Annotated in this window: 23 protein-coding genes; 4 read left to right on the forward strand and 19 right to left on the reverse strand. The window is 67.8% G+C overall.

Annotated elements, in window-relative coordinates:
- Positions 1-13 precede the first annotated feature (13 nt).
- The 18 genes from dqs_RS13000 to dqs_RS13085 form a co-directional block, all read right to left on the reverse strand.
- Complete coding sequence (locus tag dqs_RS13000; RefSeq protein WP_065340755.1) at positions 14-2617, reverse strand: PEP/pyruvate-binding domain-containing protein; 2604 nt, start codon at positions 2615-2617, stop codon at positions 14-16.
- Entirely contained in the window at positions 2614-3225 is a 612-nt protein-coding gene (locus dqs_RS13005) for a TetR/AcrR family transcriptional regulator (protein ID WP_065340756.1), read from the reverse strand. Before dqs_RS13005 ends, dqs_RS13000 begins: the two co-directional genes overlap by 4 nt.
- A gap of 175 nt (positions 3226-3400) precedes the next feature.
- A complete protein-coding gene (locus dqs_RS13010; RefSeq protein WP_011766218.1) occupies positions 3401-3721 on the reverse strand; it encodes a hypothetical protein in 321 nt (106 codons plus the stop codon).
- Between the two features lie 165 nt (positions 3722-3886).
- A complete protein-coding gene (locus dqs_RS13015; protein ID WP_011766219.1) occupies positions 3887-5731 on the reverse strand; it encodes an SLC13 family permease in 1845 nt (614 codons plus the stop codon).
- 85 nt (positions 5732-5816) lie between these two features.
- Entirely contained in the window at positions 5817-6206 is a 390-nt protein-coding gene (locus dqs_RS13020) for a thioredoxin family protein (RefSeq protein ID WP_011766220.1), read from the reverse strand.
- A gap of 317 nt (positions 6207-6523) precedes the next feature.
- Positions 6524-7450, reverse strand: coding sequence for an electron transfer flavoprotein subunit alpha/FixB family protein (locus tag dqs_RS13025; protein WP_065340401.1), 927 nt, complete (start codon positions 7448-7450; stop codon positions 6524-6526).
- A complete protein-coding gene (locus dqs_RS13030; RefSeq protein ID WP_065340757.1) occupies positions 7450-8199 on the reverse strand; it encodes an electron transfer flavoprotein subunit beta/FixA family protein in 750 nt (249 codons plus the stop codon). The genes dqs_RS13025 and dqs_RS13030 overlap by 1 nt, the downstream gene beginning before the upstream one ends.
- Before the next feature lie 41 nt (positions 8200-8240).
- Positions 8241-8774: a MaoC family dehydratase gene (locus dqs_RS13035; RefSeq protein WP_065340758.1), complete on the reverse strand. Its 534-nt coding sequence runs from the start codon at positions 8772-8774 to the stop codon at positions 8241-8243.
- Entirely contained in the window at positions 8774-10561 is a 1788-nt protein-coding gene (locus tag dqs_RS13040) for an acyl-CoA dehydrogenase (RefSeq protein WP_065340759.1), read from the reverse strand. Before dqs_RS13040 ends, dqs_RS13035 begins: the two co-directional genes overlap by 1 nt.
- A gap of 386 nt (positions 10562-10947) precedes the next feature.
- On the reverse strand, positions 10948-11367 hold the full coding sequence (locus dqs_RS13045) for an acyl-CoA thioesterase (RefSeq protein WP_011766224.1): 420 nt from the start codon (positions 11365-11367) through the stop codon (positions 10948-10950).
- A gap of 18 nt (positions 11368-11385) precedes the next feature.
- Positions 11386-12153, reverse strand: a complete 768-nt coding sequence (locus dqs_RS13050) for a 3-hydroxyacyl-CoA dehydrogenase (RefSeq protein ID WP_011766225.1) — start codon at positions 12151-12153, stop codon at positions 11386-11388.
- Between the two features lie 386 nt (positions 12154-12539).
- Positions 12540-13799 (reverse strand): thiolase family protein, encoded by a 1260-nt coding sequence (locus tag dqs_RS13055; protein ID WP_011766226.1) that lies wholly within the window; start codon positions 13797-13799, stop codon positions 12540-12542.
- Positions 13796-14581: a crotonase/enoyl-CoA hydratase family protein gene (locus dqs_RS13060; protein WP_011766227.1), complete on the reverse strand. Its 786-nt coding sequence runs from the start codon at positions 14579-14581 to the stop codon at positions 13796-13798. Before dqs_RS13060 ends, dqs_RS13055 begins: the two co-directional genes overlap by 4 nt.
- Before the next feature lie 20 nt (positions 14582-14601).
- A complete protein-coding gene (locus tag dqs_RS13065) occupies positions 14602-16470 on the reverse strand; it encodes a feruloyl-CoA synthase (protein WP_065340760.1) in 1869 nt (622 codons plus the stop codon).
- Between the two features lie 28 nt (positions 16471-16498).
- Positions 16499-17644, reverse strand: coding sequence for an ABC transporter substrate-binding protein (locus dqs_RS13070; protein WP_011766229.1), 1146 nt, complete (start codon positions 17642-17644; stop codon positions 16499-16501).
- 374 nt (positions 17645-18018) lie between these two features.
- Complete coding sequence (locus dqs_RS13075; RefSeq protein ID WP_011764049.1) at positions 18019-18780, reverse strand: ABC transporter ATP-binding protein; 762 nt, start codon at positions 18778-18780, stop codon at positions 18019-18021.
- Entirely contained in the window at positions 18780-20573 is a 1794-nt protein-coding gene (locus tag dqs_RS13080; protein WP_065339477.1) for a branched-chain amino acid ABC transporter ATP-binding protein/permease, read from the reverse strand. The genes dqs_RS13075 and dqs_RS13080 overlap by 1 nt, the downstream gene beginning before the upstream one ends.
- A 65-nt stretch (positions 20574-20638) precedes the next feature.
- Positions 20639-21676 carry a branched-chain amino acid ABC transporter permease gene (locus dqs_RS13085; protein ID WP_011764047.1) on the reverse strand — a complete coding sequence of 346 codons (1038 nt, stop codon included), beginning with the start codon at positions 21674-21676 and terminating at the stop codon, positions 20639-20641.
- 442 nt (positions 21677-22118) lie between these two features.
- On the opposite strand from dqs_RS13085, the gene dqs_RS13090 reads away from it, so the two are divergent.
- The 4 genes from dqs_RS13090 (at position 22119) to dqs_RS13105 (ending at position 24938) form a co-directional block, all read left to right on the forward strand.
- Positions 22119-23033 (forward strand): TetR/AcrR family transcriptional regulator, encoded by a 915-nt coding sequence (locus dqs_RS13090; protein ID WP_011766231.1) that lies wholly within the window; start codon positions 22119-22121, stop codon positions 23031-23033.
- A gap of 182 nt (positions 23034-23215) precedes the next feature.
- Positions 23216-23854 (forward strand): acrylate utilization transcriptional regulator AcuR, encoded by a 639-nt coding sequence (acuR, locus tag dqs_RS13095; RefSeq protein WP_011766232.1) that lies wholly within the window; start codon positions 23216-23218, stop codon positions 23852-23854.
- A gap of 97 nt (positions 23855-23951) precedes the next feature.
- Positions 23952-24530, forward strand: coding sequence for a peroxidase-related enzyme (locus tag dqs_RS13100; protein ID WP_065340761.1), 579 nt, complete (start codon positions 23952-23954; stop codon positions 24528-24530).
- Between the two features lie 219 nt (positions 24531-24749).
- A complete protein-coding gene (locus dqs_RS13105; protein WP_050976133.1) occupies positions 24750-24938 on the forward strand; it encodes a hypothetical protein in 189 nt (62 codons plus the stop codon).
- A 134-nt stretch (positions 24939-25072) separates the two neighbouring features.
- Here dqs_RS13105 and dqs_RS13110 read toward each other — a convergent pair whose 3' ends face one another.
- Positions 25073-25381: a hypothetical protein gene (locus dqs_RS13110; RefSeq protein WP_065340762.1), complete on the reverse strand. Its 309-nt coding sequence runs from the start codon at positions 25379-25381 to the stop codon at positions 25073-25075.
- Positions 25382-25408: the final 27 nt, after the last annotated feature.

The following is a 25408-nucleotide window of genomic DNA, read 5'->3' on the forward strand; positions in this document are numbered from 1 at the left end:
CCTCTCCCCGTCTTCACGCCAACACCTCCACCCGTCCGCTGCGCCCATCCACGCGGATGCGCTGGCCGTCCTGCAGCACGCTGCGGATGCCCGGCAGATTGACCACCGCGGGGATGCCGAATTCGCGCGCGACGATCGCGCCGTGCGACAGATAGCCGCCGGTCTCCATCACGAGGCCGCCCGCCCGCAGGAAGAGCGGCGTCCAGCCGGGATCGGTGGCGGGCGCGACGAGGATTTCGCCCGCCCCCAGGCGCGCGCCTTCCGCCGGATGGTCGATCAGCCGCGCGATCCCTTCCACATGCCCGGTGCCGACCGCGATGCCGCGCCAGCCGCCGGCCGCCGCGCTTGCGTCGACGCCTTCCACCGGCGCCGGCGGGGCGCTGCCCTCCTCGATCACGTCCGCCGCGCAATGCCGCTCCCATTCGGCAAAGCGGTGCCGGCGCTCGGCCACCCGTTCGCGGAAAGCTGCGGGGGCAAGGCGACGGTGCAGCGCGGCCTCCATCTCCCACGGCAGCAGGTCGAAAGCATGCTCGGGGCGCTCCAGCATGCCCTCCGCCTGCATCCGGCGACCGACTTCGAGCAGGCGCAGGCGCGCCACTTCACCGTAGGCCGTCATGGCGCTGCGCGCCAACTCGCGATCCGGCGTTTCGTCGCGCGCGGCCTTCAGCCACTGCCGCGCCCAGCCCCGGCGGCTGCGCGGCAGCGCCGCGGCAAGCTGCGCCCACGCGGCGGCGGCCGCTTCGCGCTGGCGGCGCACCAGCGCCGCGTGGTCCACCGCCGCCAGCGCCGGCAGGGAATCGAGCAGATAGGCCGGCTCCTCGCGCCAGCGCGGCGAGCGCACATAGGATTCGTGCACGCTGCGGTGACCGTAGGTATCGAGAAAGCGCGCGAACTCGGTGCGGAACGGCGCGTCCGCCGGCAGCGCGGCGAAGTCGTAGGGCGCCCCGGCCTGCAGCCAGGCCGACACCCGCGGGTCCGCCATCGCGCGGCGCGCGATCGCCATCAGCTCGTAACCCTGGCGCGCGCTGACGCTGCCCTCGCCACCGGCCATCAGCGCCGCGACCAGGCTGTGGCCCTGGCCCGGCAGGTAGCGCTCCACCAGCTCCAGCAACATGTGCAGATTGCCGCCGGACGAGCCCTGCAGCAGCAACAGGCCATCCTGCGCCTGCACATGCGGAAAGGCGGAGGCAAGCCGGGTCGCGAGTTCGGCGTCCGACAGCGCGCGCAGGTCCTCGGCCCGCCAGCGCCGGCAGATATCGAACGCGGCCCGCGCCTGCTCGCGGCCGCGCCGGCGCAGTGCCGGGGTTCGCACCAGGTAGCGCAGCATGTAGGCCAGGCCCTTCAGGCGTGCCCGCCAGTCGCGCGGCGTAACGCGGATCTCCGGGTGGTGGCCGCCGAGCAGGCGGTTCATCGCCGCCGGGCTCACCCCGAACCCGTCGTAGCCTTCCCACTGGATGAACGCGGCGTTGAGATAGAGCCGGCCGTTGAACAAGCGGGCGCGACGCGCCCCGGCGAGCAGCGGGAAGCCCGCGCTGCGGTAGCCGGCCTCCAGCAACAGGTCGACCAGCCCGCGGCTCACCGCCCAGTCCATCGCCTGCATCGGTAGCGGCACCACGTCGCGGGTGTTGCCGTTGGACCAGATCGCGTTTTGCCCCGCGAGCGCGGGATAGGTGTGCCACGGCCGCGCGGTCACCGGGCGCGCCTGCAGCAGCCAGAACTTCGCGCCGTCCCAAGCCCACTCCAGGTCGTACCAGGGGGCGCCGAAATCGAGTGCATGGGCGGCGTCGCGCACCAGCGCCGCAAGCTCGCAGGCGCGTGCGTCGTCCAGCGCCGGCGCAGCCTGCGGCGTCAGGGGCTCGCGCCGGGTGCCGCCGCCTTGCGCCGGGAGCACGCGCACGGCCTGCCCGCCCCCGTCGCGGCGCTGCACGGCAAACCCGCCGCTCACCGGGTCTTCCTGCAGCACGGTGCGCTCGCCCGCCACCAGTCCGCCGACCAGCGCTTCACCCAGGCCGTGCACCGCCTCGATCACATAAAGGTCCTCGCGTCCGCTCGCCGGGTCGCAGCTGAAGGCAACGCCGGAGGCCCGTGCCGGCAGCAGCGGCATCACCACCACCGCCATCGCGGCCTCGCCCTCCGGGATACCGAAACGCGCCCGGTAGGCGGCGGCCTGCGGCGTCCATAACGAAGCCCACACCTCGCGCACCGCATCGGCCAGCGCGGCCGCGCCGACCACGTTGAGCACGCTGTGGTGGATGCCGGCGAAGGACGCGCTGCCGGAATCCTCCTGCGGGGCGGACGAGCGCACCGCAAGCGGAAGGTCCGTCCAGCCGCGCTCGCGCACCGCCTGCTCCAGCGCGTACGCCACCGCGTCCGGCAGCGGCGCGCGCAGCAGCGCGGCGCGGCGGGCGCCGAGCGCGCCGCCATCGCTGCCATCCGGCAACAGCGCCAGCCCGGTTTCCGCCGCGGCGCGGTGGTAGGCGGCGGTGGTCAGCACCGCCCCGGCAGGCACCGGCAGGCCGTAGCGCGCCAGCAGCCCCAGCCCGGCGCCTTTTCCGCCGGCGAGCGCGGTCAGGCCGGCCGCGTCGGGCAGATCCATCAGCAGCGGCACGGCGCTCATCGCGACACCTCCGCCAGCGCGCCGGTCAGGAAGAGGTCGAGCATGGTGTCGAACTCCTGCGCCAGCGAACTACCGGGTTTCTGTACCCACGCCACCATGCAGGCCAGATGCAGGAACACCAGATAGCCGGTGAGGTGGGCCAGCGGCAGATCGCGCCGGATCTCGCCGCGCGCCTGGCCGGCTTCCAGCAGCTGCGCATAGACGCGATCCAACCCGCTGCGTCCCTCGGCGGCGGGCAGGTTGATGGGTTGGCCGAGCCGGTAGCGCAGGTAGGGTCCGACGTATTCGCGGTGCTGCTCGAAGTAGCTCGCGTTCAGGCGCACGAACTCGCGCAGCCGGGAGGCGCAGTCGGGCAGCATCTGCAGCCGGGCCAGCAGCTCCGGCAGCACGGCGCCGAAATCCATGTGGAAGCGGTGGCGTACCAGCGCTTCTTTAACGGGGAAGTGGTTGTAGAGCGTGCCTTTGGCCACGTCCGCCGCGGCGGCGATCTGCTCCATCGTGACATTGCCGTAGCCATGGCGGGCAAACAGTTCGAAGGCGATGCCGACGAGATGGTCGGCGGTCTGCTGGCGCTTGCGGCTGCGGCGGTCGGGAGGAAGTTCGGACATGGGCACGCACCTTTAACTGAACGACGAACAAAATTGTACGACGTTCAATTTATGCAAACAAGGCAGCGTGTCGGGACCAAATCAGGCCAGGGCGGACGCTGAGAACACCGCCAGCGTGATGGCGGACCTCCGTGTTCACCGGGGGCCGGGGAACATCCGCGGCGGACGTCCAGGATCAATAGCGCCGCTGGTGATACTGCGCGACCAGCACCTGGATCTTGAGCCGGATGATGTCGGCCAGCATGCGCATCTTCCGGTCGTGTTCCTGATGCGCGATGTCATAGATCTGCTTCTTCAGCGTCTCGTCGCCTTCCGCCGGCAGGCTCAGCGACCACTCGGTGAAGAAGGCGTCATAGCTGTCGACCGTCTTGATGAGGTCGAAGCGGATCTTTTCCCGGTCTTTCTCCGGGATGGTTTTCAGTGCCTTGTCGATGACGGCTTCGAGGTCCGAGCTTTTGCCGGCATCCTGACGCGGAAACTGGATGATTTCAGACATGGCGCCTCCCTAGCGTATGAGCACGGCTGGCAGCGGATTCAATTTTCGCGCCAGCGCTAAGCCCCTCATTTTCCTGGGATACAGGTTGGCGACTGTGTCGTTCGTGACAATCCGCCGGGCGTGGAATGTCGCAGCCCATCTCGCGGCCGGCCCTTGCGCGGGGGCTCAGAACGGAAACAGCAGCGGCACCAGCGCCACGCACAGCACGCCGACCAGCAGCGCGAATGGCACCCCGATCCGCACGAAGTCGCCGAAGCGGTAGTTGCCGGGGCCGATCACCAGGGTGTTCACCGGCGACGACACCGGCGTCATGAAGGCTGCGGACGCCGCCAGCGCCACCGTCATGCCGAAGGGCTGCGGCGAGAGGCCGAGCTGCTGCGCAAGGCCGATCGCGATCGGCGCCATCAGCACCGCGGTGGCGGTATTCGAGATGAACAGCCCGACCACCGCAGTCAGCCCGAACACCAGTGCCAGCAATGCGCGCGGCGAGGCCTCGCCGGTGAGCCCGAGCAGGCCGTCGACAATCCAGGCAATGCCGCCGGTCTTCTGCAGCGCGGTGGCGAAGGGCAACATCCCGACGATGAGGATCAGGCTTTGCCAGTGGATGCTGCGGTAGGCGGTGTCCATGTCGATGCAGCGCAGCGCGCCCAGCAGCAGGCAGCCGATCAGCGCCGCGATGACGTTGGGCACGACGCCGCTGATCATCAAGCCCACCGTCAGCGCCAGGCACAGCAAGGCATGCGGGGCACGACGCGCCGCCGGCGCTGCTTCGTCGATCTCGGCCGGTAGCGTCAGCACCAGGAAATCGTGCGCCTGGGTGTGCAGCAGGCGGATCGACTTCCAGCTACCCGCGATCAGCAGCGTGTCACCCAGCCGCAGCTTCTCGTTCAGCACGTCTTCCACCGGCTGGCCGTTGCGGCGCAGCCCCATTACGTTGATGCCGCGCTGCGAGCGCATCCGCAGGTCGAGGATGGACTTGCCGATCAACGCCGACTCCGGCGGCACCACGACCTCGGCCAGGCCGAGTTCGCGCGACAGGTCGGTGAAGTAGTCGTTGCGGAAGGCGCGCTCCTGCAGGCGCATTTCGGCGACGAAGGACGCAATGTCGAGGTCGGGCCGGGCGAAATCGACCAGCAGCACGTCGCCGGCGAGGATTTCGCGGTTGGCCGCGGTGGTCAGCATCTGCTGGCCGAACTGGCGCTCGCGCTCGATCGCGATCACGTTGGCGCCATAGCGCGCGCGCAACTGCAGCTCGCCGAGCGTGCGGCCTATCATCGGCGAATCGTCGTTCACCCGCAGGCGCCGCGCGCGGTCGAGCAGGCGGTAATGCTGGGCAAGTTCGCGCAGGCGCCGGCGCGGGCGGGATCTCGCGGCCGCGGTGGCGCCGCCGCCCAGCCAGCGCCGCGCCAGCAGCATGTAGCCGATGCCGCAGGCGAGGATGAGCGCGCCGAGCGGGGTGAAGTCGAAGAAGGCGAAGCCGGCGGCGCCAAAGCGCACGAGTTCGCCGCTGACCACCATGTTGGGCGGCGTACCGACCAGCGTCAGCATGCCGCTGATCAGCGCGGCGAACGCGAGCGGCATCATCAACCGCGCCGCCGGAACCTGAAGGCGCGCGGCGATGCCCACCGCCACCGGGATGAAGATGGCGACGACCCCGGTCGAACTCATTACCGAGCCCAGCCCGGCCACGGCCAGCATCAGCAGCACCAGCAGCCGTGTTTCGCTGTTGCCGGCGCGCGCCACCAGCCAGTCACCCACGCGATAGGCCACCCCGGTATGGACCAGCGCGCCACCGATGACGAAGAAGGCCGCGATCAGGATCACGCTGGGTTCGGCAAAGCCGGCCAGGGCTTCGCCGACGCTCAGCGTGCCGCCCAGCACCAGCCCCACGAGCGCGATCAGCGCGACCACGTCCATGCGCGGCCGGTTGGCGACGAAGCACGCCACGCAGGCGGCGAGCAGACCGAACACCCACAGCATCGGGCCGTGTTGCACGAGCAGCGCGTTCACTGGGCGCGCCTCCGCCGATCCCGGCTTCGCAAACTCGCCGCGTCACCGGCCGCCCGCAAGCCGGCGCCCGCCACAGGCCGCCCCCTCAACGCTCGCCGAAGAGCTGGTCGGCAAACTCCGTCAGCTCCTCCGGAATGCTCGCCAGCGGCGCCGAGGCGGTGGCCGCCACCCGCAGCAACTGCGCCACCACCTGCGGCTGCGGCAGCGTGACGCCGAAATACAGCGGCTGCCCGGCGCGGAAGATCGCCAGCGTGGGAAAGTTCTCGACGTCGATATCGCCTGCCAGCGCCGCGTCGTCCTCCACGTCCGCCCACGAGAACACCGCCTGCGGCTCGGCGGCGGCGAGCGTTTCGAGCAACGGACGGAATTCGCGGCAGGTGCCGCACCAGGCGGCGCAGAAGGACACCACCACCAGCGCGGCATCGGAGTCCTGCAGATGTTGGGCCAGTTGGCCGACGGGAACGACGGTGGTCATTGCGGCTGTGCACAAAATGGGCGGAAGGCCCGTACTTTGGACCAAAACTTTCCGTCCGCCTACCCCAACCCGTGATCACCGCAGGGTCTTTTGTGCCCCCCCCCAAAAAAGATACCCGCGCAACTGCAAGGCAGTCGGCGGGTATGGAACCGGCGGACGCGAGAGAAAGAGGAGACTTCGCCCACCGGGGGAATCTTTGAACGGCGTAGGGGCCGCGGCGGCAGTGCGCCGTGCAACGCGCCGCTGCGGACGGGTTGCCGGAGTCCGGGGAGAACCCGCTGCGGCGGCTCCTGCCCCGTCGTCCTGACGCGCCCGGCTCAGGCCGCGGTCAGCGCCGGTACCACCTCGAACAGGTCACCCACCAGTCCATAGTCGGCCACCTGGAAGATCGGCGCTTCGGGGTCCTTGTTGATCGCCACGATCACCTTGGAGTCCTTCATGCCGGCCAGGTGCTGGATGGCACCCGAGATGCCGACCGCGATGTAGAGCTGCGGCGCGACGATCTTGCCGGTCTGGCCGACCTGGTAGTCGTTGGGCACGTAGCCCGCATCGACCGCCGCGCGGCTCGCGCCGAGCGCGGCGCCGAGCTTGTCGGCGAGCGGTTCGAGCAGCGTGGTGTAGTTCTCGCCGCTGCCCAGGCCGCGACCGCCCGAGACGATGATCTTGGCGGCGCCGAGTTCGGGACGCGCGCTCTTGGTGATCTCGCGCCCGACGAGGTTGGACTGGCCGGCATCCGCGCCGGTGGCGACTGCTTCGATCGCGGCACTACCGCCCTCGCCTGCTGCTTCGAACGCGGTGGTGCGCACGGTGATGACCTTGACCGCGTCGGCGCTCTTGACGGTGGCCAGCGCGTTGCCGGCGTAGATCGGGCGCACGAAGGTGTCGGCCGCTTCCACACCGACGATGTCGCTGATCTGCGCGACGTCGAGCAGCGCGGCCACGCGCGGCAGCGTGTTCTTGCCGGCGGAAGTCGACGGCGCGAGCACGTGGCTGTAGGCCGGCGCGAGCGTCTGCAGCAGCACGCTCACGTTCTCGGCGAGCTGGGCGTCCAGATGCGGGGCGTCGGCCACCAGCACCTTGGCGACGCCCGCCACCTTGGCAGCGGCTTCGGCCGCGCCGGCGCAGTTGCTGCCCGCGACGAGAACATGGATGTCACCGCCGATCTTGGCGGCGGCCGTCACCGTGTTGAGCGTGGCGGCCTTGAGGGTGTGGTTGTCGTGTTCGGCAAGGACAAGAATGGCCATCAGAGCACCTTCGCTTCGTTCTTCAGTTTGTCGACCAGCTGGGCCACATCGGCGACCCGCACCCCGGCGCTGCGCTTGGGCGGCTCGGTCACTTTCAGCGTGGCGAGACGCGGCGCGACATCGACGCCCAGATCGGCCGGCTTCACCGTGTCGAGCGGCTTCTTCTTCGCCTTCATGATGTTGGGCAGCGTCGCGTAGCGCGGCTCGTTCAGGCGCAGGTCGGTGGTCACCACCGCCGGCAGGCTGATCGCCACCGTTTCGAGACCGCCGTCGATTTCGCGGGTGACGGTGGCCTTGCCAGCCGCCAGGGTCAGCTTGGAGGCGAAGGTCGCCTGCGGCCAGCCCTTGAGCGCCGCCAGCATCTGGCCGGTCTGGTTGGAGTCGTCGTCGATCGCCTGCTTGCCGAGGATCACCAGCGTCGGCTCTTCCTTGTCGGCGAGCGCCTTCAGCAGCTTCGCCACAGCGAGCGGCTGCAGCTCCACATCGGTTTCCACCAGAATGCCGCGGTCCGCGCCGATCGCCATCGCCGCACGCAGCGTCTCCTGGCAGGCCGCCACGCCGCAGCTCACCGCGACCACCTCGGTCGCCACGCCCGCTTCCTTCAGACGCACCGCTTCTTCAACCGCGATCTCGTCGAACGGGTTCATGCTCATCTTCACATTGGCCAGATCGACACCGCTGCCATCCGCCTTCACGCGGACTTTCACGTTGTAATCAACCACGCGTTTTACGGGTACGAGGATCTTCATTTGTCGTTTCTCGTTTAAACCAGGCAACAAACCATAGGGCGCTAGACAGCGGCTCCGCCCCCTCCCCCTTGAAGGGGGAGGGACGGAAAGCCCTCCCCCACATACCGCACAATCAAATCAAACACCGCCACCGGCTTGCCGCCGCCCTCACCTTCCACCGTCACCGACCAATCCGCCTGCCCGCCCTCGGCGCGCGGGGTCCATTGGTCCAGCACGATACGGGCCCGCACCCGGCTTCCGGCCACCGCGGGGGCGACGAAGCGCACCCGGTTCAGCCCATAGATCATCGCCATGCCGGCACCGTCGACCTGGACCACCTCCAGCATCGACGCCGCCGCCGCCGAGATCACCAGGAAGCCGTGGGCGATCGTGCCGCCGAAGGGCGACTCGGTCCGCGCCCGCTCCACATCCACATGAATCCACTGGTGGTCGCCGGTCACTTCGGCGAAGCCGTCGATGCGGTGCTGACCCAGCGTCAGCCAGCGGCCGACCGCGACCTCGCGGCCCACGGCACGCGACAGTGCGTCGAGCGAGGCGAAGTGCGCGGTCTGCACGCCGGCTTCCTTCGCGTCCATCAGAAAGCGCTGTCGTCGAAGCGGGTCAGCGCACCGCCCGCCTCGCCCACGGTGGCGGCGTTGGCCGCTGCCTGCGGGCCGACCGTCGCCAGGTAGAAGCGCGCGAGTTCGATCAGGCTGGCGTGATAGGCGGCGTCGCCCTCGCCTTCCACCAGCCGCCGGCGCGCGGCCTGCGCGGCGCGGGCGAGCTGCCAGCCGCCCACCACCGTGCCGAGCAGGTAGAGGAAGGGCACCGCGCCGGCGAGCACGTCGGCCAGACGGTCCTTGCCATTGGCGAGCACCCAGTCGGCGGCGGTTTCGAGCGCGTCGATGGTCTCGGCGAAGGCGTCGGCGATGTCGGCCAGCTGCTCGTCCTCGCGCAGCGCCAGCACGGTGGCGCTCAGGTCGGCGATCAGCTCGCGCAGGGTGGCGCCGTTCTCGCGCAGGATCTTGCGGCCGATCAGGTCATTGGCCTGGATGCCGGTGGTGCCTTCGTAGATGGTGATGATGCGGGCGTCGCGGAAGAACTGGGCGATGCCGGTCTCCTCGACGAAGCCCATGCCGCCGAAGACCTGGATGGCCTCGTCGCAGACGTCGTTGCCCACCTCGGTGCACCAGCCCTTGGCCACCGGCATCAGCAGGTCGACATAGCGGCGGTACTTGTCGGCCACTGCCTTGTCGGCGCTGTGGTGGGCGAAGTCGAACCAGCCGGCGGCGGTGTAGAGCAAGGCGCGCATCGCCATCACCCGTGCCCGCATGCCGAGCAGCATGCGCTTGACGTCGGGGTGGTGGAGGATGGGCTTGCCGGCCTCGCCGCTCACCGCGTCGCGGCCCTGCACGCGGTCGCGGGCGTAGCCGAGGGCGAACTGGTAGGCGCGCTCGGCCAGCCCCGCGCCCTGCACGCCGACGCCGAAGCGGGCCTCGTTCATCATGATGAACATGGTTTCCAGCCCGCGGTTGGGCTGCCCCACCAGGTAGCCGACCGCCCCGCCGTTGTCGCCGTAGCTCATGGTGCAGGTGGGACTGCCGTGGATGCCCATCTTGTGTTCGATGGAGATGCAGCGCACGTCATTCCTGTCGCCCAGGCTGCCGTCGGCATTCACCAGATACTTCGGCACGATGAACAGCGACAACCCCTTCACCCCGGCCGGCGCGTCCGGCAGACGGGCCAGCACCAGGTGCACGATGTTGGGGGTGAGTTCGTGTTCGCCGTAGGAGATGAAGATCTTCTGGCCGAACAGGCGATAGCTGCCGTCGGCCGCGGGTTCGGCGCGCGCGCGGGTGGCGGCGAGGTCGGAGCCGGCCTGCGGTTCGGTGAGGTTCATCGTGCTGCCCCACTCGCCGCTCACCACCTTGTGCAGCCAGGTCTGCTTCTGCTCGTCGGTAGCGGCGATCAGCAGTGCCTCGGCCTGACCGACGTTCAACTGCGGCAGCATGGTGAAGGCCATGTTGGTGGAGAACCACATCTCCCACACCGGCGTGGACACCAGCTTGGGCAGGCCCTGGCCGCCGAACTCGGTGGGCAGCGACAGCCCGATCCAGCCGGATTCGCTGAACTGGGTGTAGGCCTCCTGCCAGCCGTCCGGCGCAATCACCTTGCCGTCCTCCAGCCTGCACCCCTGCTCGTCACCCTGACGGTTGATCGGGGCCAGCACGCCGGCGGCGAACTTGCCGGCTTCTTCGAGGATGGCGGCAACCAGATCGGGCGAGGCTTCCTCGCAGCCGGGCAACGCGCCGACTGCGTCGAGCCCGGCGAGCTCCTTCAGGATGAACTGCATGTCCCGCAGGGGGGCGGTGTAGTCGAACATGGTGAGGGTCTCCTTGTGGTGCTTTTTTGGTGTTCGGGTGGGGGCTTCAGCTGCGCTGTCGCGGAAGGGCGGAAAGGGGGGTTGTTCCTCCCCTTTCAAGGGGGCGTAACCGGGGTTTCGGCAAGCACTGCTTGCCGCCGGCGGAGCGGCGAGGCGAAGCCGAGACTACTTGGCTAGGAGGGGGATGGGGTTGGGTTCAGCGCTGCAGCCAACCCCATCCCCACCCCAACCCGGGAGCCTGCGCTTCGCTCCGTCGTTCAGCAGGCGACAAGCAGTGCTTGCCGAAACCCCTGCTTCACCCCCTTGAAGGGGAGGGAGCGAAACCGCGGAGCCTGCAGCCAATCCGGGCCCTCCGAAACCAGCCTCACACCGCCCGCATTCCACCCCTACTCACACGCCGCCCGAATATCCTCCGGAATCGGCACCGCCTTGATCCGCAGCGGGTTCTCCGGGTCCTGGATCGCGAACACCCGCACTTCCCGCCCCTCACACAGCACCGTGTCACCGCGCCGCGCGACGTGGCGCATCACGAAGCTCTTGTTGTTCCAGGTCTCCACCAGGGACTCGATCTCGATGTCCTCGCCGTAGGTGGCGGAGTTCATGAACTTGCCCTGCACGTCCACCAGCGGCGTGCCGATGATGCCGCGCTGGGCCTTGGTGTCGCGCCAGCTGGGCACGCCGCAGGCGGTGAAGAACTCGCGGCTGGCGGTATCGAACCACTTGAAGTAGTTGGCGAAGAAGACGATTTCCGCCGGATCGCAATCGGAGAAGGCGATGCGCATGCGGTAGATGTTGCTGCGGGCCATGGTCGTGTCGTGTGTGGGTTAGCGGGGCGCGAGGCGCACGGCGCCGTCGAGGCGGATGGTTTCGCCGTTGAGCATGACGTTGTCGACGATGCTGACGGCGAGCTTGGCGAACTCGGCCGGCTCGCCGAGGCGCTGCGGGAAGGGCGTGGCTTCGCCGAGCGACTTCTGCACTTCCGGCGGCAGGCCGCGCATCATCGGGGTGATGAAGAGGCCCGGGGCGATGGTCATCACGCGGATGCCGAAGCGCGCCAGTTCGCGCGCGATCGGCAGCGTCATCGAGACGATGCCGCCCTTGGAGGCCGAGTACGCTGCCTGGCCGATCTGGCCGTCGTAGGCGGCGACCGAGGCGGTGTTGATGATGACGCCGCGCTCGCCGTCGGCCTGCGGCTCGCCCTTGCTCATGGCTTCCGACGCCAGCCGGATCATGTTGAAGGAGCCGATCAGGTTGATCTGGATGCAGCGCGCGAAGTCGCCCAGCGGCATCACGCCGTCCTTGGGCAGCACCTTGCCGGCGGTGCCGACACCGGCGCAGTTCACCAGCCCCTGCAGGCCGCCGAAGCGCGTCAGCGCGGTGTCGACCGCCGCCTTGGCATCGGCCTCGTCGGCGACGTTGGTGCGGCAGAAGACGGTACGCTCGCCGAGTTCGGCGGCGAGCTTTTCGCCCTGGTCGACATTGAGATCGGCGATCACGACCTTGGCGCCCTGGGCGTGGAAGGCACGCACGGTGGCTTCGCCCAGGCCGGAGGCACCGCCGGTGACGATGAAGGTGTTGTTGTCGAATTTCATGTGCGGTTTCCTGTGTGTTCGGTTGGGTCGAGGGGAAGGCAAGGGGTTTCGTGGGGTGAGCCAGAGCGACTTGCGAGTAAGGGGAATACGGGTCCGGCAGAGCCGCCGGTGCTGCCCCCTCCCCTTCAAGGGGGCGCAGGCGGGGTTTCGCAGAGCGCCGCTCTGCGCCGCCGGAGCGGCGTAGCGAAGCGGAGACTCCCGGGCTGGGGTGGGGATGGGGGTTTCATACGCTTCCGCCCGCTCTAACCCCATCCCCCTCCTAGCCGGTAGTCTCGGCTTCGCCTCGCCGCTCCGCCGGCGGCAAGCAGTGCTTGCCGAAACCCTGGCTACGCCCCCCTTGAAGGGGGAGGAACAGAACCGCGGTCGCCTATTCGGTTGCCCGTCTCTCAGCCCGCGTTCTCCACCACGATCGCCACGCCCTGCCCGCCGCCGGCGCAGGCCGACGACACGCCGAACTGCGCCCCGGCTTCCTTCAGCTCGCGCGCCACGGTCGTGGTCAGACGCACGCCCGAGGCCCCCAGCGGGTGGCCGATGGCGATTGCGCCGCCGTGGACATTGCCGCGCTCGGTGTCGAAACCCAGTTCGCGCTGGCACGCGAGGTACTGGGCGCCGAAGGCTTCATTGATCTCGATGCGGCCGAGGTCGCCGACGGTGAGGCCGGCGGTCCTCGCCGCAGCGCGGATGGCCGGGGCCGGGCCGATGCCCATGATTTCCGGCGGCACCGCGACCGCGGCGCCGGCGACGATGCGCGCCAGCGGCTTGACGCCGTTCGCCCGCACCCAGTCGCCGTGGGCGACGATCACCGCCGCCGCGCCATCGACGATGGCCGAGCTGTTGCCGCCGGTCTGCACGCCGCCGAAGGCGGGTTTGAGCTTCTGCAGGGTTTCGAAAGAGGTGGCGCGCACATGGCCGTCGCGCTCGCAGCGCTCGGCACGGTCGGCAAGCTTGAGGCCGCGGCTGTTGTAGCCTTCCAGATCCCACTTGCTATTCACCACCGCGCTCACTTCGTCGTCGAAGTAGCCGGATTCCCAGCCCGCCACCGCGCGCGAGAAGCTCAGCTCGGCGAAGCGGTCGACTTCCTCGCGGCTGATGCCGTAGCGCTTGGCGAGGTTCTCGGCGGTGTCACCCATGCTGCCGCCGAAGGACGTGTCCTTGGTCGCTTCCCACAGGAAGTCGCGGAAATCCACCTGGCCCATGCGGAAGCCGGCGCGGTGGGTGTAGGCGGCCACCGGGTTGCGCGACATCGACTCGGTGCCGACCGCCAGCGCCACCTTGGCCTTGCCGAGCTTGATCTGGTCGGCGGCGGTCAGGATGGCCTCGAAGCCGGTGCCGCACAGGCGCTGCACCAGCACCGCCGGCACGTTGGGATTGACGCCGGAATACAGACCGATCTGGCGCGGCATGAAGTAGGCGTCGAAACTCGCCTGCGCCATGTTGCCGGCGACGATGGCCTGGATGGCGGAAGCCGGGATGCCGCTCTTCTCGAACAGCGCGCGCGCGGCGTAGATGCCGAGGTCGGTGGGCGAGACGTCGCGCAGCACGCCGTTGTAGTCGGCGAACGGGGTGCGCTGGCCGGCCACCAGCCAGATGTCGTCGTAGGACGTCGTCAGCGCGGCGGCTTCGGAGGCGGAGTACGGATTGCTCATTTTTGCGGTCCCTTGCCTTTGCGGGTGAGGAAGTGGCCGATACGCTCGGCGACTTCGGGGCTGGTCTGGGTCAGTGCGGCGGTCAGCGATTCGACGAAGAAGCCGTCGTCGGTGGCCATGTTGTCGATGCGGGAGATGGCGGACACCATCGCCCAGTTGGCCATCGGCGCGTTCTCGGCGATGCGGCGGGCGAGTTGTTGCGCCTTCGCCAATGCTTCGCCGGGGCCGACCAGGTAGTGCGCGAGGCCAAGGCGCAGGCCTTCGTCGGCGTCGAGGATGCGGCCGGTCAGCATCATTTCGCACATGCGGCCGGGGCCGATGATCTTGGCCACCCGCACCGAGGCGCCGCCGCCGACGAAGATGCCGTGGCGGCCTTCGGGCAGTTGGTAGATCGTGTTGGGTTCGGAGACGCGCACATGGGTGGCGGTCGCCAGTTCCAGCCCGCCGCCGATCACCGCGCCCTGCATCGCGGCGATGACCGGGATGCCACCGTTCTGGATGCGGTCGAAGATGCGGTGCCAGCCGCGCGAATGCAGCATCACGCCGAAGGGCTCGCGGTGCTGGTGCTCCGCGAGGTCCAGCCCGGCGCAGAAGTGCTCGCCCTCGCCCGCCAGGATGATCGCGCGGGTGCCTTCCGGCGTGGCGATCAGGGCGGCTTCGAGTGCGGCCAGCAGGCGGTCGCTCACCGCGTTGCGCTTCTCCGGGCGCGCCAGGGTGATGGTGTAGATGTTGTCCCCTGCCTCGCTGTCGCCATACGAAGTCTTGACCAGTTGTTCGCTCATTCTCGTTTTCCTCGGGGGGCTCAGATGGCGGAATGGACGGTGATCACCGTCTTGTCCACCACGTCCTGGTACAGGTACTCGACCAGGTCGGCACGGCGGTTGAGCACCATGCGCTGGTTGATGTAGCCCTTGTCGGTGATCTCGCCCGCCTCCACCGACGGCGGTTCGGCCATCAGCAGCGCGCGCGAGGGATAGGTGGAGGAGCCGCCGCCGATCTGCTTCATCAGCGCCATGCCCTGGCGCACGCGCTGGCGCACCGCCGGGTTCAGCAGCAGGTCGATGATGTCGGCGTCCGGCGGCAGGTCCGGGCACAGCGTCCGGCACTCCGGAATGTTGGGGAACACCAGGAAGCCGATCTCGTCGCGGTCGTGGCCGGTCACCACGATGTCCTGCGCCACCGGCTTCATCGCGTCGATGCCCGCCACCCGCAGCGAGCCGACATGCACCCAGGTGCCGGTGAGAAGCTTGAAGTCCTCGCCGACGCGGCCGTCGAACAGCAGCCCCTTCTCCGGGAAACGCTCGTCGAGGAATTCGACGGCGTCGCCGATCATGTAATAGCCCTCCTCATCGAAGGACTTGGCGGTGATGTCGGGCTGCTTCCAGTAGCCGGGGAAGATGTTCGGGCCTTTCACCCGCACTTCCAGCTTGTCGGCGGAGGGCACCAGCTTGAGCGCCGTGCCCGGCACCGGCACACCGATCACGCCCGGGCGCTCGGCCTCGAAGTGGCAGTCGGTGCACATCGGCGCGGTCTCGGTCGAGCCCCACGACGACACCATGGTCACCTTGTGGCCGGTGGTCTGCTCGGAGAGATCCTCCAGGCCTTCCCACAGGTGGTGCGGCAGCGCGGCCCCGGCGTAGAAGATCAGGTTGAGGCGCGCGAAGAAGGTCTCGCGCAACTGCTTGTCCTCGCGCAGCAGCGGCACCAGCATGTCGTAGGCGCGCGGCACGTTGAAATACACCGTGGGCGAAATCTCCTTGAGATTCTTCACGGTCTTGTCGAGACCTGCCGGCGTCGGCTTGCCATCGTCGATCCAGATGGTGCCGCCCCAGCGCAAGATCATGTTGAGGTTGTGGTTGCTGCCGAAGGTGTGGCTCCACGGCAGCCACTCCACCAGCACCGGCCGGTTTTCCCTGAGGAAGGGCCACACCAGCTCCTTGGCGAGCTGGTTGGAGCACATCATGCGCTGGGTGTTGATCACCGCCTTGGGCACGCCGACCGAACCGGAGGTGAACAGGAACTTGGCGATGGTGTCGGGAGTGATCGCGTTGAACGCCGCCATCACCGCCGCCTCGTCCGGCGCCACTTCGATTTCGGCGAAGGGCACGGTGCCCGCGGTGGGTTGGCTGTTGCGGCCGGCGATCACCACGCCGTCATGCAATTCGCGGATCGCCGCCAGCGCCGGGGCGAACTTCTCCACCGGATCGGCAAAGATCACCCCCGGACGCAGCAGCTCGATGTTGCCCTTGAGCTTGGCGTGGTCCCTGGACATCAGCGAGTTGCCCGGCGAGATCGAGCTGACCGGCACGCCGACGTGCATCGCCGCCAGCATCAGCAGCGCGTGCTCGATCGAGTTGTCCGACAGGATCACCACCGGCCGCTCGGCCGACAGCTTCTGGCCGAGCAGCCAGGTGGCGATGCCGATCACCCGGCGGCGGGTCTCGCCCCAGGTGATCTTGCGCCACTCGCCGCTGACCGCATCGCGTTCGGCGAGGAAGAGCTGGTCGGGCGTTTCCTTGCCCCACTTCTCCACCCACTCGCCGACGCAGCGGGCATAGGTGTCGGGAAGCGGAATCCCGGACCGCAGGATGCGCGAACCATCGCCGCGCGTTTCGACATTGACGACCGGCTTGGCAAACATCCGGCCAACGTCACGAATCACCGTTTCCATAGGATTCCCCGTTCCCTTGCCTGTCGTCTTACTCGGCGCGCATCAGCTTGTAGGCGCCGTTTTCCACCTTCACCAGCACGCGCGCGCGGTTGTCGTGGCCGAAGTGGTCGGTCGCGCTCATGTTGTACACACCGTGCACACCCACCACGTTCTTGGTGCCTTCGATGGCGTCGCGCAGCGCGGCGCGGAACTCCGGCGTACCCGGCTTGGCCTTGGCCTTGGCGGTCGGCACGGCGTTGTTCAGGATCAGATAGGCGTCATACAGGTGAGCGCCCTGCGGGCCCACGGTGCCGGCGCCGTACTTGGCCTCGTAGCTCTTGACGTAGTCGGTGATGGCCGCCTTCATCGGATGCGCATCCGGCAGCTGGTCGCCGACCACGATCGGGCCGGTGACGAAGATGCCGCCTTCCAGCGCCTTGCCGCCCACGCGCAGCACGTCGCGGCCGATGGCACCGTGGGTCTGGTAGATGCGGCCCTTGTAGCCACGCTCGACCAGCGTCGAATGCGGCAGCGCCGACGGCGTGCCCGAAGAGACGATCAGGATCGCGTCCGGCTTGGCGGCGATCAGCTTCATCGCCTGGCCCATCACCGAGGTGTCGGCGCGGTTGAACTTCTCGGTCACCGTCAGCGGGATGTTCTTGGCATCGGCCGCCTTCTTCATTTCGGCCATGAAGCTCTCGCCGTAGGGGTCGGCAAAGCCGATCACGCCGATGCTCTTGACGCCGTTGGCCGCCATGTCCTCTGCAATGGCGCCGGCCATGATGCGGTTGTGCTGCGGCATGCGGAACACCCAGTGATCCTTCTCCGGCGGCAGCGTCGCCACCGGGCCGAGGGCCAGCAGCGGGGTCTTGGACTCGACCGCAACCTCGGTCACCGCGATGGTGTTGGACACGGTGGAGGAACCGATGATGACGTCGACCTTGTCTTCCTCGGCCAGCTTCTTGGCGTTCTTGGAGGCCTGGGTCGGGTCGGTGGCGTCGTCGAGGACGATCCAGTTCACTTTCTCACCGGCAATGGTGGCCGGCAGCAGCGCAACGGTGTTCTTCTGCGGCGCGCCAAGCGCGGACGCGGGACCGGTGGCGGACACGGTGATCCCCACGTTGATGTCGGCCCAGGCCGGCATGGAGAACAGGGATGCCACCGAGACTGCCACTGCAAGTTTCTTGAACTTCATGATTCCTCCTAAGGATGGATGCCGGACCGCAGTCCGGCCTGCTTTCACCTCTACCGCCGACGGCATGAGTGCCGTTCTTGTGGTGTTGCTGCTGTTTCCTTCTACTGCCTGGCCTGCATTCGTTCTTGTATGGAGGGGGTGAGCGGTTTTCCCCCTCCCCTTCAAGGGGGCGTAGGCGGGGTTTCGCAGAGCATCGCTCTGCGCCGCCGGAGCGGCGGAGCGAAGCGAAGACTCCTGGGCTGGCCTGATTTGCCCCCTCCCCTTCAATGGGAGGGCTGGGGTGGGGATGGGGTCAGGCGGCAGCCCAACCCATCCCCCTCCTAACCTCCCCCTTGAAGGGGGAGGGACAAAACCCTTTCGCTCAAGTGCCGCCCTCAAGTCGCCAGCATCTCCTGATGCTTCCCCCCCAACCCCAGATACGCCTCGATCACCCGCGGGTCGTCCTTCAGCTGCGCCGCCGGCCCTTCCATCGCGATCTGCCCGGTCTCGAGCACATACGCGTAGTCCGCCACCTGCAACGCCGCCCGTGCGTTCTGTTCCACCAGCAGGATCGACACGCCGCGCTTTCTCAGCTCCGCGATGATCCGGAAGATTTCCCGCACGATCAGCGGCGCCAGGCCCAGGCTCGGTTCGTCCAGCATCAAGAGCTTGGGCTTGGCCATCAGCGCGCGGCCCACCGCCAGCATCTGGCGCTCGCCGCCGGAGAGCGTGCCGGCGAGCTGGCTGCGGCGTTCTTTGAGGCGCGGGAAGAGGTGATACACCTCTTCCATCGTCTGCCCGTGGTCGCGCTTGCCCATGCGGTAGCGCTGGAAGGCGCCCAGCGTGAGGTTGTCTTCCACGGTCATCTCGCCGAAGAGTTCGCGCTTCTCGGGCACGAGGTTCATGCCGCGCGCGACCATGCGTTCGACTTCCGGCACCGCTTCGATGCTGCCGTCGAAAGCGACTTTGCCCTTGGAGTTGAGCACCCCCATGATCGCGGAGAGCATCGTCGTCTTGCCCGCGCCGTTGGGGCCGATCACGGTGACGATCTGGCCTTCGCCCACGGTGAGGTTGGCGTTGGTCAAGGCTTCGACCTTGCCGTAAGCCACGCACAGGTCCTGGATCTCCAGCACCTTGTTCTTCGTTTCGTTCGCCATCACTCCACCCCGCCCAGGTAGGCTTCGAGCACCTTCGGATCCTTCTGCACGTCTTCGGGCAGGCCCTCGGCGATCTTCTCGCCGAACTCCATCACCACCACCCGATCGACCAGCCCCATCACGAAGTCCATGTCGTGTTCGACCAAGAGGATCGCCATGCCTTCGGCTTTGAGTTTCTTCAGCAGCTCGCCGAGCGCTTCCTTCTCCTTGAAGCGCAGCCCCGCGGCGGGCTCATCGAGCAGCAGCAGGCAGGGGTCGGAGCAGAGCGCTCTTGCGATCTCGAGGATGCGCTGCTGGCCGAGCGCGAGGCTGCCGGCTTCGTCGAACATGTGTTCGGCCAAGCCCACGCGTTCGATCTGGCGGGCGGCTTCTGCGAGCAGGCGCGCTTCTTCTTCGCGGTCCATGCGCCAGGCGGCGCTGAGCACGCCCTTGTCGCCGCGCAGGTGGCCGCCGATGGCGACGTTCTCGAGCACACTCATGGTCGGGAGCAGCTTCACGTGCTGGAAGCTGCGGCTCATGCCCATCCGTGCGATCTCGCGCGAGTCGTGACCGGCCACCGGCTTGCCGCGGAAGAGGACCTCGCCCGAGGTCGGGGTGTCGACGCCCGAGATCTGGTTGAACATGGTGCTCTTGCCCGCGCCGTTGGGGCCGATCAGCGCGAGGATCTCGCCCGCCTTCACTTCCAGGCTCATGTTGTTGTTGGCGATGAGCCCGCCGAACTTGCGGGTGACGTTCTTCGCTTCGAGGATCAGCTCGCCTTTGCCCGGGAGTTCGCGGCGCGGCAGTTCCTTGGCGGCGGCGTCCAGCGTCTTGCGCCTGGCCTTGACCGGCACCAGCTTGGTGAGGATGGGCCACAGGCCGTCGCGGGCGCGTTGCAGCACGATCACCATCATCAGGCCGAAGACGATGACTTCGAAGTTGCCCGACTGGCCGAAGAGGCGCGGCAGGAGGTCCTGCAGCCACTGCTTCAACACGGTGATGACGCCGGCGCCGACCAGCGCGCCCCAGACGTGACCGGCGCCGCCGACCACCGCCATGAAGAGGTACTCGATGCCGATGTGCAGCCCGAACGGGGTCGGATTGACGAAGCGCTGCATGTGGGCGTAGAGCCAGCCCGAGGCGCAGGCGTGCAGCGCGGCGATCACGAAGATGATCATGCGCGAGCGCGAGGTATCGACGCCCATCGCTTCGGCCATCACCATGCCGCCCTTCAAGGCGCGGATCGCGCGGCCTTCGCGGGAATCGAGCAGGTTCTGGGTGGTGAAGACCGCGGCGAGCAGGAAGACCCAGATGAGGTAGTAGATCTCTTCGCCCTGGTCGAGCACCCATCCGAAGATCGAGATCGGCGGAATGCCGGTGAGGCCGGTGTGGCCGCCCAGGCTTTCCATGGTGCCGAAGAGGAAGTACAGCGAAATCCCCCAGGCGATGGTGCCCAGCGGCAGGTAGTGGCCGGAGAGCTTGAGGGTGAGCGAACCGAGCACCACCGCCACCACGGCGGTGAAGGCGAGGCCGACGACCAGCGCGAGCCAGGGTGAGCCGCCCGCCCAGGCGAGCCAGGCGGGCAGATCGGTGGCGGTGCACAGCAGCGCCGTGGTGTAGGCGCCCAGCCCCACGAAGGCGGCCTGGCCGAAGCTGGTGAGGCCGCCGACGCCGGTCAAGAGCACCAGGCCGAGCGCGACCATGGCGTACAGACCGATGTAGTTCAAGAGCGTCACGTAGAACGGCGGCAGCACCAGCGGGGCCACGGCCAGCAGCGCGAGAAAGACGCCGAGCACGAGGCGGGGCGAAAGCATGGTGGAGGCTCCCGGGGTGGAGGCGGAGGGGGTCGCGGACGACGGCTCGATCGGAAGACGGGCGGTCATTCTTCTTCCTCCAGGTGATGGCTGGTGAGCGAGCGCCACAGCAGCACCGGGATGATCAGCGTGAAGACGATCACTTCCTTGTAGGCGCTGGCCCAGAACGAGGAGAAGGCTTCGAGCAGCCCCACCAGCACGGCGCCGATGGCGGCGATCGGGTAGCTGCCGAGCCCGCCGATGATGGCGGCGACGAACCCCTTCAGGCCGATCAGGAAGCCGGTGTCGTAGTAGATGGTGGTGATCGGGGCGATCAGCACGCCCGACAGCGCGCCGATGAAGGCGGCGAGCACGAAGGTGAGCTTGCCGGCGAGCGCGGGCGAGATGCCCATCAGCTGGGCGCCGACGCGGTTGATCGCGGTCGCGCGCAGCGCCTTGCCGTACAGCGTGCGCTCGAAGAACTGGTACAGCGCGGCGATCAGCGCGATCGAGGCGACGATCACCCAGATCGTCTGGCCGGACACCAGCAGCGGGCCGACTTCGAAGCGCGCATCCGAGAACGCCGGGGTGCGCTGGCCTTCGGCGCCGAAGAAGAGCAGGCCGAGGCCGACCATGCCGACGTGCACCGCGACCGAGACGATCAGCAGGATCAGCACCGGCGCGGCGGCGATCGGCTGATACACCACGCGGTACAGGTAGGGGCCCATCGGCACCACCACCGCGAGCGCGAGCAGCACCTGCACCGCCAGCGGCAGCTCCTTGACCGGCAGCGCCATCAGCACGCCCGCGAGCGCCAGCGGATAGGCAAGGTTCCAGCCGACGATGCCGGGCAGCTTCTTCGCGTTACCCGACTGCAGCGCGCCGCGCCCGTCCAGCACCGCCGCCACCGCACCCAGCCCGGCCAGCAGCCACACCGTCGCCGGCACCGCGCCCGCCTGCAGCATCGCCAGCGTCAACGCCCCGTAGGCAACGAACTCCCCTTGCGGGATGAAGATCACCCGCGTCACCGCAAACACCAGCACCAGCGCCAGTGCCAGCAGCGCGTAGATCGCTCCGTTGGTGATGCCGTCCTGGCCAAGCAACAGCGCTATCTGAAAATCCATGGCGTACCCCTGCCCTCCCGGTCACGGCCGGGATGTCGATGATCGTGAACAACGACCGGCGAAACGCCGGCCGCAAACTCAGCGCGCGGGCGCGCCGAAGCTGCCGCGGCGTGCGCCGGCGACGGCGCAGTGCACGAGTGGGGAATGGGGCGCGGCGCGGAATGCGCCGGGGCGGCGGGAAAGGGTGACCATCTGCGACTCCTCCTGATTCGACGTCTTCAGCGTCCCGACCGGTACGGCGGCTTGTGCCACTCTTGGCGATCGGTCCGGCACTTGCCGGTGTGACTGCACTGTAGCCTCGTCAAACTAGCTTGTCAAACACTTGTTCAATTGATTAGTTAGTTCTATGTTACGGGTAAGCCTGCGCTGCGGCGACGTCCCGCGCTCGCTATGATTCCGCCCCGAACGCCGCGCACAGCCGGCCCAACTTCGCAGATCGACCATGAACCAGGCGCTCTCCCGCACCCCTGCCCCCGACGACAATCGCGATGTCGAAAGCCGCATCCTCGAACTCGCCCGCAGCGAACCGGAACTCGGCCAGGCCGCGGTGGCCGAGCGCCTGCGCCTCGACGGGCTGCAGATTTCCGCCTCGGGCGTGCGCTACATCTGGCAGAAGCACGGCCTGGAAACCGCGGTGAAACGCCTGCAGGCGCTGGCCGACGAAGCCGGTGACGGCGTCGAGGTGCTGACCGAGAACCAGCGCCGCCTGCTCGAGCGCGGCGAACTCAGCGCGCGGCTGGCGCGCGGTGAAACCGCCAACGACAGCGGCGGCGAGCCTGGCGGCGACAGCGGCGGCGAGCCGGTGGAGCGACGCCAGGTGATCCTGACCGCCGCCGCCGAACTGTTCTCCGAGCAGGGCTACGACCGCAGTTCCATCCGCGACATCGCGCGCAAGGTGGGCCTGCTGCCCGGCTCGGTCTATCACTACTTTCCGTCCAAGGACGAGCTGTACCTGGCGGTGCATCGCGAAGGCTTCCAGCGCGTGCTGGGGCGTGTGAAGGCGGCGGCGGAAGAAGGCAGCGATCCGTGGGACCGCCTGCGGCGGGCGTGCGAGGTACACGTCAGCGGCATCGTCGAAGGCTCGCCGATCGACCGCATCACCGGCCACAGCCTCTCCTTCACCGGCAACCAGGAACTGCTGGCCAAGATCCAGCCCTACCGCGAAGCCTACGAGGAAGTGTTCCGTGACCTCATCAAGGCGCTGCCGGTTGCCCCCGGCACCGACCGCACACTGCTGCGCCTGTTCCTGCTCGGCGGCATGAACTGGATCTACCTGTGGTATCGCGAAGGACGCCGCAGCCCGCGCGACATTGCCGACGCGATGGTGGAGATGGTGCGCCGCGGCGTGACGGGCTGAACCGCGCCGCCCCCGCAGCGGGCGACGACCAGCCCGGCACCATGACGGGCATGCCCTGCCGCTTCCAAGCGGAGTAAGCGGCGGCCACGGGGGCGCCTCCGTTTCCGCCGCTCCGTTGCAGGCACAATGCGCTGCGCGCGGGAAGGATTGTTTTTACGAGACAGTCAGTCCAATATCTCGTCATGGATGCGCCGCCCCTTACCCCCCGTCGCCGCGGCAGGCCCCCGAAGCAGCGGGAAGACCTGATCGGAACACGTGAATTGCTGTTGCGTGCGGGCCTGGAAGTGCTCACCGAAAAGGGGTTCTCAGCCACCGGCATCGAGGAAATCCTGGGTCGGGTAAACGTGCCCAAGGGCTCGTTCTACCATTACTTCGACAGCAAGGAATCCTTCGGCCTGGAACTCATCCAGCGCTATGGCGAGTTTTTCGCGAGGAAGCTGGACCGCCACCTGCTGAACGACGCGCTTTCGCCGCTCGATCGCCTGCGCGCCTTCGTCGCCGATGCGAAAGACGGCATGGCGCGGCACGCCTACCGCCGCGGCTGCCTGATCGGAAACCTCGGGCAGGAAATGGGCGCGCTGCCCGAAAGCTTCCGCGCCAGCCTGAAAGAGACCTTCGAAGACTGGCAGACGCGTTTTTCCACCTGTCTGATGGCAGCCCAGCAGGCCGGAGAACTGTCCCCCTGCGCGAATCCGCCACAACTCGCCGCCTTCTTCTGGATCGGCTGGGAGGGTGCGGTGCTGCGCGCCAAGCTCGAGCAATCCGCCGCGCCGCTCGACGTTTTTGCCGATTTCTTCTTTGCGGGTTTGCCGCCCGCCTGACCTTTTTTTAAGCTCGACTAGACGCTCGGTCTAAATACCTACGACGCGAAAGCGCCCATTCAAGTCCATTTATTCTTGTCACGCAGAGGAGTGAAACATGGAGCAGACCCGCCAAGCCCCCGTCAGCCGCTTTCCGGTTCCCCGGCTGGAGGACATGCCTGCCGACATTCGCGAGCGCATCATGGCGGTGCAGGAAAAGTCAGGCTTCATTCCCAACGTCTTCCTGACCCTCGCCCATCGGCCGGACGAATTTCGCGCGTTCTTTGCCTATCACAACGCCTTGATGGAAAAGCCGGGCAATCTGACCAAGGCCGAGCGGGAAATGATCGTGGTGGCAACGAGCGGCGCCAATCAATGCCAATACTGCGTGATCGCGCACGGCGCCATCCTGCGCATCCGCGCCAAGAATCCGCTCATCGCCGATCAGATCGCCACGAATTACCGCAAGGCAGATATCACCGACCGCCAGAAAGCCATGCTGGATTTCGCGATGCGCGTCTCGCAATCCGCGCATCTGGTCGGCGAGGCCGATTTCGACACGCTGAAAACCCACGGCTTCACCGAAGAGGACATCTGGGACATCGCCGGCATCTCCGCGTTTTTCGGCATGTCCAATCGTCTGGCCAACGTGACCAGCATGCGACCCAATGCGGAGTTCTACGCGCTGGGCCGCTAGCCGATCACTGGAAATCCGCGGCGCCGCCGCGGCCGGCGGCTTCCGCTGCAACGGACTGCGGCGCGGCACGAGCGTGCAATTTCTTTACACAGCGCCGCACCATTGCACGACATTTCCTTCACCAGCCGGCCCGCCCCCTGTCTTTCCCCGGGAACACCGAATGCTTCTCTCCCAAAGCGATGGCAGCACAGCCAGCGCTATTGCCCTGAGGAGACGATCATGCCGAACCAGCAAAATAACCAGCAACAAGACCAGAAGCAGCAGCGTGAGCAGCAACCCCAGCAGCAACAGCCGGGGCGGCAGCAGCAACAGCCCGGCCAGCAGCAACAACCCAACCAGCAACAGCCCGAGCAGCAGCAGACCAAGCAGGATCAAAACCAGCAACGCGGTCAGAACCAGCAACGCTGATGCAGTCCTGACGCGGGCGCCCCGGTCGCAGGAGCGCCCTGCGCATCTCCTTTCCGCGTGCGGCGTTTCGTGCACGCATTCCCGGCAGTCCCAAAGCGGGCTGCCGGGAACCCTCCCCGCGCGCCTGCCGGCTCTCAGCAGATGCCGGCAATAAAGCGCCTGCGTGCCTCTTCCAGCGCCGCTTTCCCCGCCGCGTCGGTCAACTTCAGCGCGGTCTGGTGGTAGGCCTCGAAAGCCGCCCTCACCTTCGCCGCGTCCAGTCCCTTCGGCGACTCCTCCAGCAGCACCGGCGGTGCCTCACCCGGCACAGGTTGCAGGACCGCATGCTTGGGGATGAAGCTGACGGCCCCCGCTTCATCGGACGCGGTCATCGGCCCGACCTTGGTGTGGATGCGGCCCTTGAGCAGGAAGCGGGCGCCGAGGGGAAGGAGATTGATCTTCATGGATATCGCTTGCTTGAATTGAGCGGG

Origin of the sequence: Azoarcus olearius, from assembly GCF_001682385.1 — a bacterium.
Classification (GTDB): Bacteria; Pseudomonadota; Gammaproteobacteria; order Burkholderiales; family Rhodocyclaceae; genus Azoarcus; species Azoarcus olearius.

Bases quoted from the DNA above. Each gene is read 5' to 3' on its own strand.
- dqs_RS13000 (WP_065340755.1), bottom strand. From the start codon at position 2,617: ATGAGCGCCGTGCCGCTGCTGATGGATCTGCCCGACGCGGCCGGCCTG.
- dqs_RS13005 (WP_065340756.1), bottom strand. From the start codon at position 3,225: ATGTCCGAACTTCCTCCCGACCGCCGCAGCCGCAAGCGCCAGCAGACC.
- dqs_RS13010 (WP_011766218.1), bottom strand. From the start codon at position 3,721: ATGTCTGAAATCATCCAGTTTCCGCGTCAGGATGCCGGCAAAAGCTCG.
- dqs_RS13020 (WP_011766220.1), bottom strand. From the start codon at position 6,206: ATGACCACCGTCGTTCCCGTCGGCCAACTGGCCCAACATCTGCAGGAC.
- dqs_RS13025 (WP_065340401.1), bottom strand. From the start codon at position 7,450: ATGGCCATTCTTGTCCTTGCCGAACACGACAACCACACCCTCAAGGCC.
- dqs_RS13030 (WP_065340757.1), bottom strand. From the start codon at position 8,199: ATGAAGATCCTCGTACCCGTAAAACGCGTGGTTGATTACAACGTGAAA.
- dqs_RS13035 (WP_065340758.1), bottom strand. From the start codon at position 8,774: ATGGACGCGAAGGAAGCCGGCGTGCAGACCGCGCACTTCGCCTCGCTC.
- dqs_RS13040 (WP_065340759.1), bottom strand. From the start codon at position 10,561: ATGTTCGACTACACCGCCCCCCTGCGGGACATGCAGTTCATCCTGAAG.
- dqs_RS13045 (WP_011766224.1), bottom strand. From the start codon at position 11,367: ATGGCCCGCAGCAACATCTACCGCATGCGCATCGCCTTCTCCGATTGC.
- dqs_RS13050 (WP_011766225.1), bottom strand. From the start codon at position 12,153: ATGAAATTCGACAACAACACCTTCATCGTCACCGGCGGTGCCTCCGGC.
- dqs_RS13055 (WP_011766226.1), bottom strand. From the start codon at position 13,799: ATGAGCAATCCGTACTCCGCCTCCGAAGCCGCCGCGCTGACGACGTCC.
- dqs_RS13060 (WP_011766227.1), bottom strand. From the start codon at position 14,581: ATGAGCGAACAACTGGTCAAGACTTCGTATGGCGACAGCGAGGCAGGG.
- dqs_RS13065 (WP_065340760.1), bottom strand. From the start codon at position 16,470: ATGGAAACGGTGATTCGTGACGTTGGCCGGATGTTTGCCAAGCCGGTC.
- dqs_RS13070 (WP_011766229.1), bottom strand. From the start codon at position 17,644: ATGAAGTTCAAGAAACTTGCAGTGGCAGTCTCGGTGGCATCCCTGTTC.
- dqs_RS13075 (WP_011764049.1), bottom strand. From the start codon at position 18,780: ATGGCGAACGAAACGAAGAACAAGGTGCTGGAGATCCAGGACCTGTGC.
- dqs_RS13080 (WP_065339477.1), bottom strand. From the start codon at position 20,573: ATGCTTTCGCCCCGCCTCGTGCTCGGCGTCTTTCTCGCGCTGCTGGCC.
- dqs_RS13085 (WP_011764047.1), bottom strand. From the start codon at position 21,676: ATGGATTTTCAGATAGCGCTGTTGCTTGGCCAGGACGGCATCACCAAC.
- dqs_RS13090 (WP_011766231.1), top strand. From the start codon at position 22,119: ATGAACCAGGCGCTCTCCCGCACCCCTGCCCCCGACGACAATCGCGAT.
- acuR (WP_011766232.1), top strand. From the start codon at position 23,216: ATGGATGCGCCGCCCCTTACCCCCCGTCGCCGCGGCAGGCCCCCGAAG.
- dqs_RS13100 (WP_065340761.1), top strand. From the start codon at position 23,952: ATGGAGCAGACCCGCCAAGCCCCCGTCAGCCGCTTTCCGGTTCCCCGG.
- dqs_RS13105 (WP_050976133.1), top strand. From the start codon at position 24,750: ATGCCGAACCAGCAAAATAACCAGCAACAAGACCAGAAGCAGCAGCGT.
- dqs_RS13110 (WP_065340762.1), bottom strand. From the start codon at position 25,381: ATGAAGATCAATCTCCTTCCCCTCGGCGCCCGCTTCCTGCTCAAGGGC.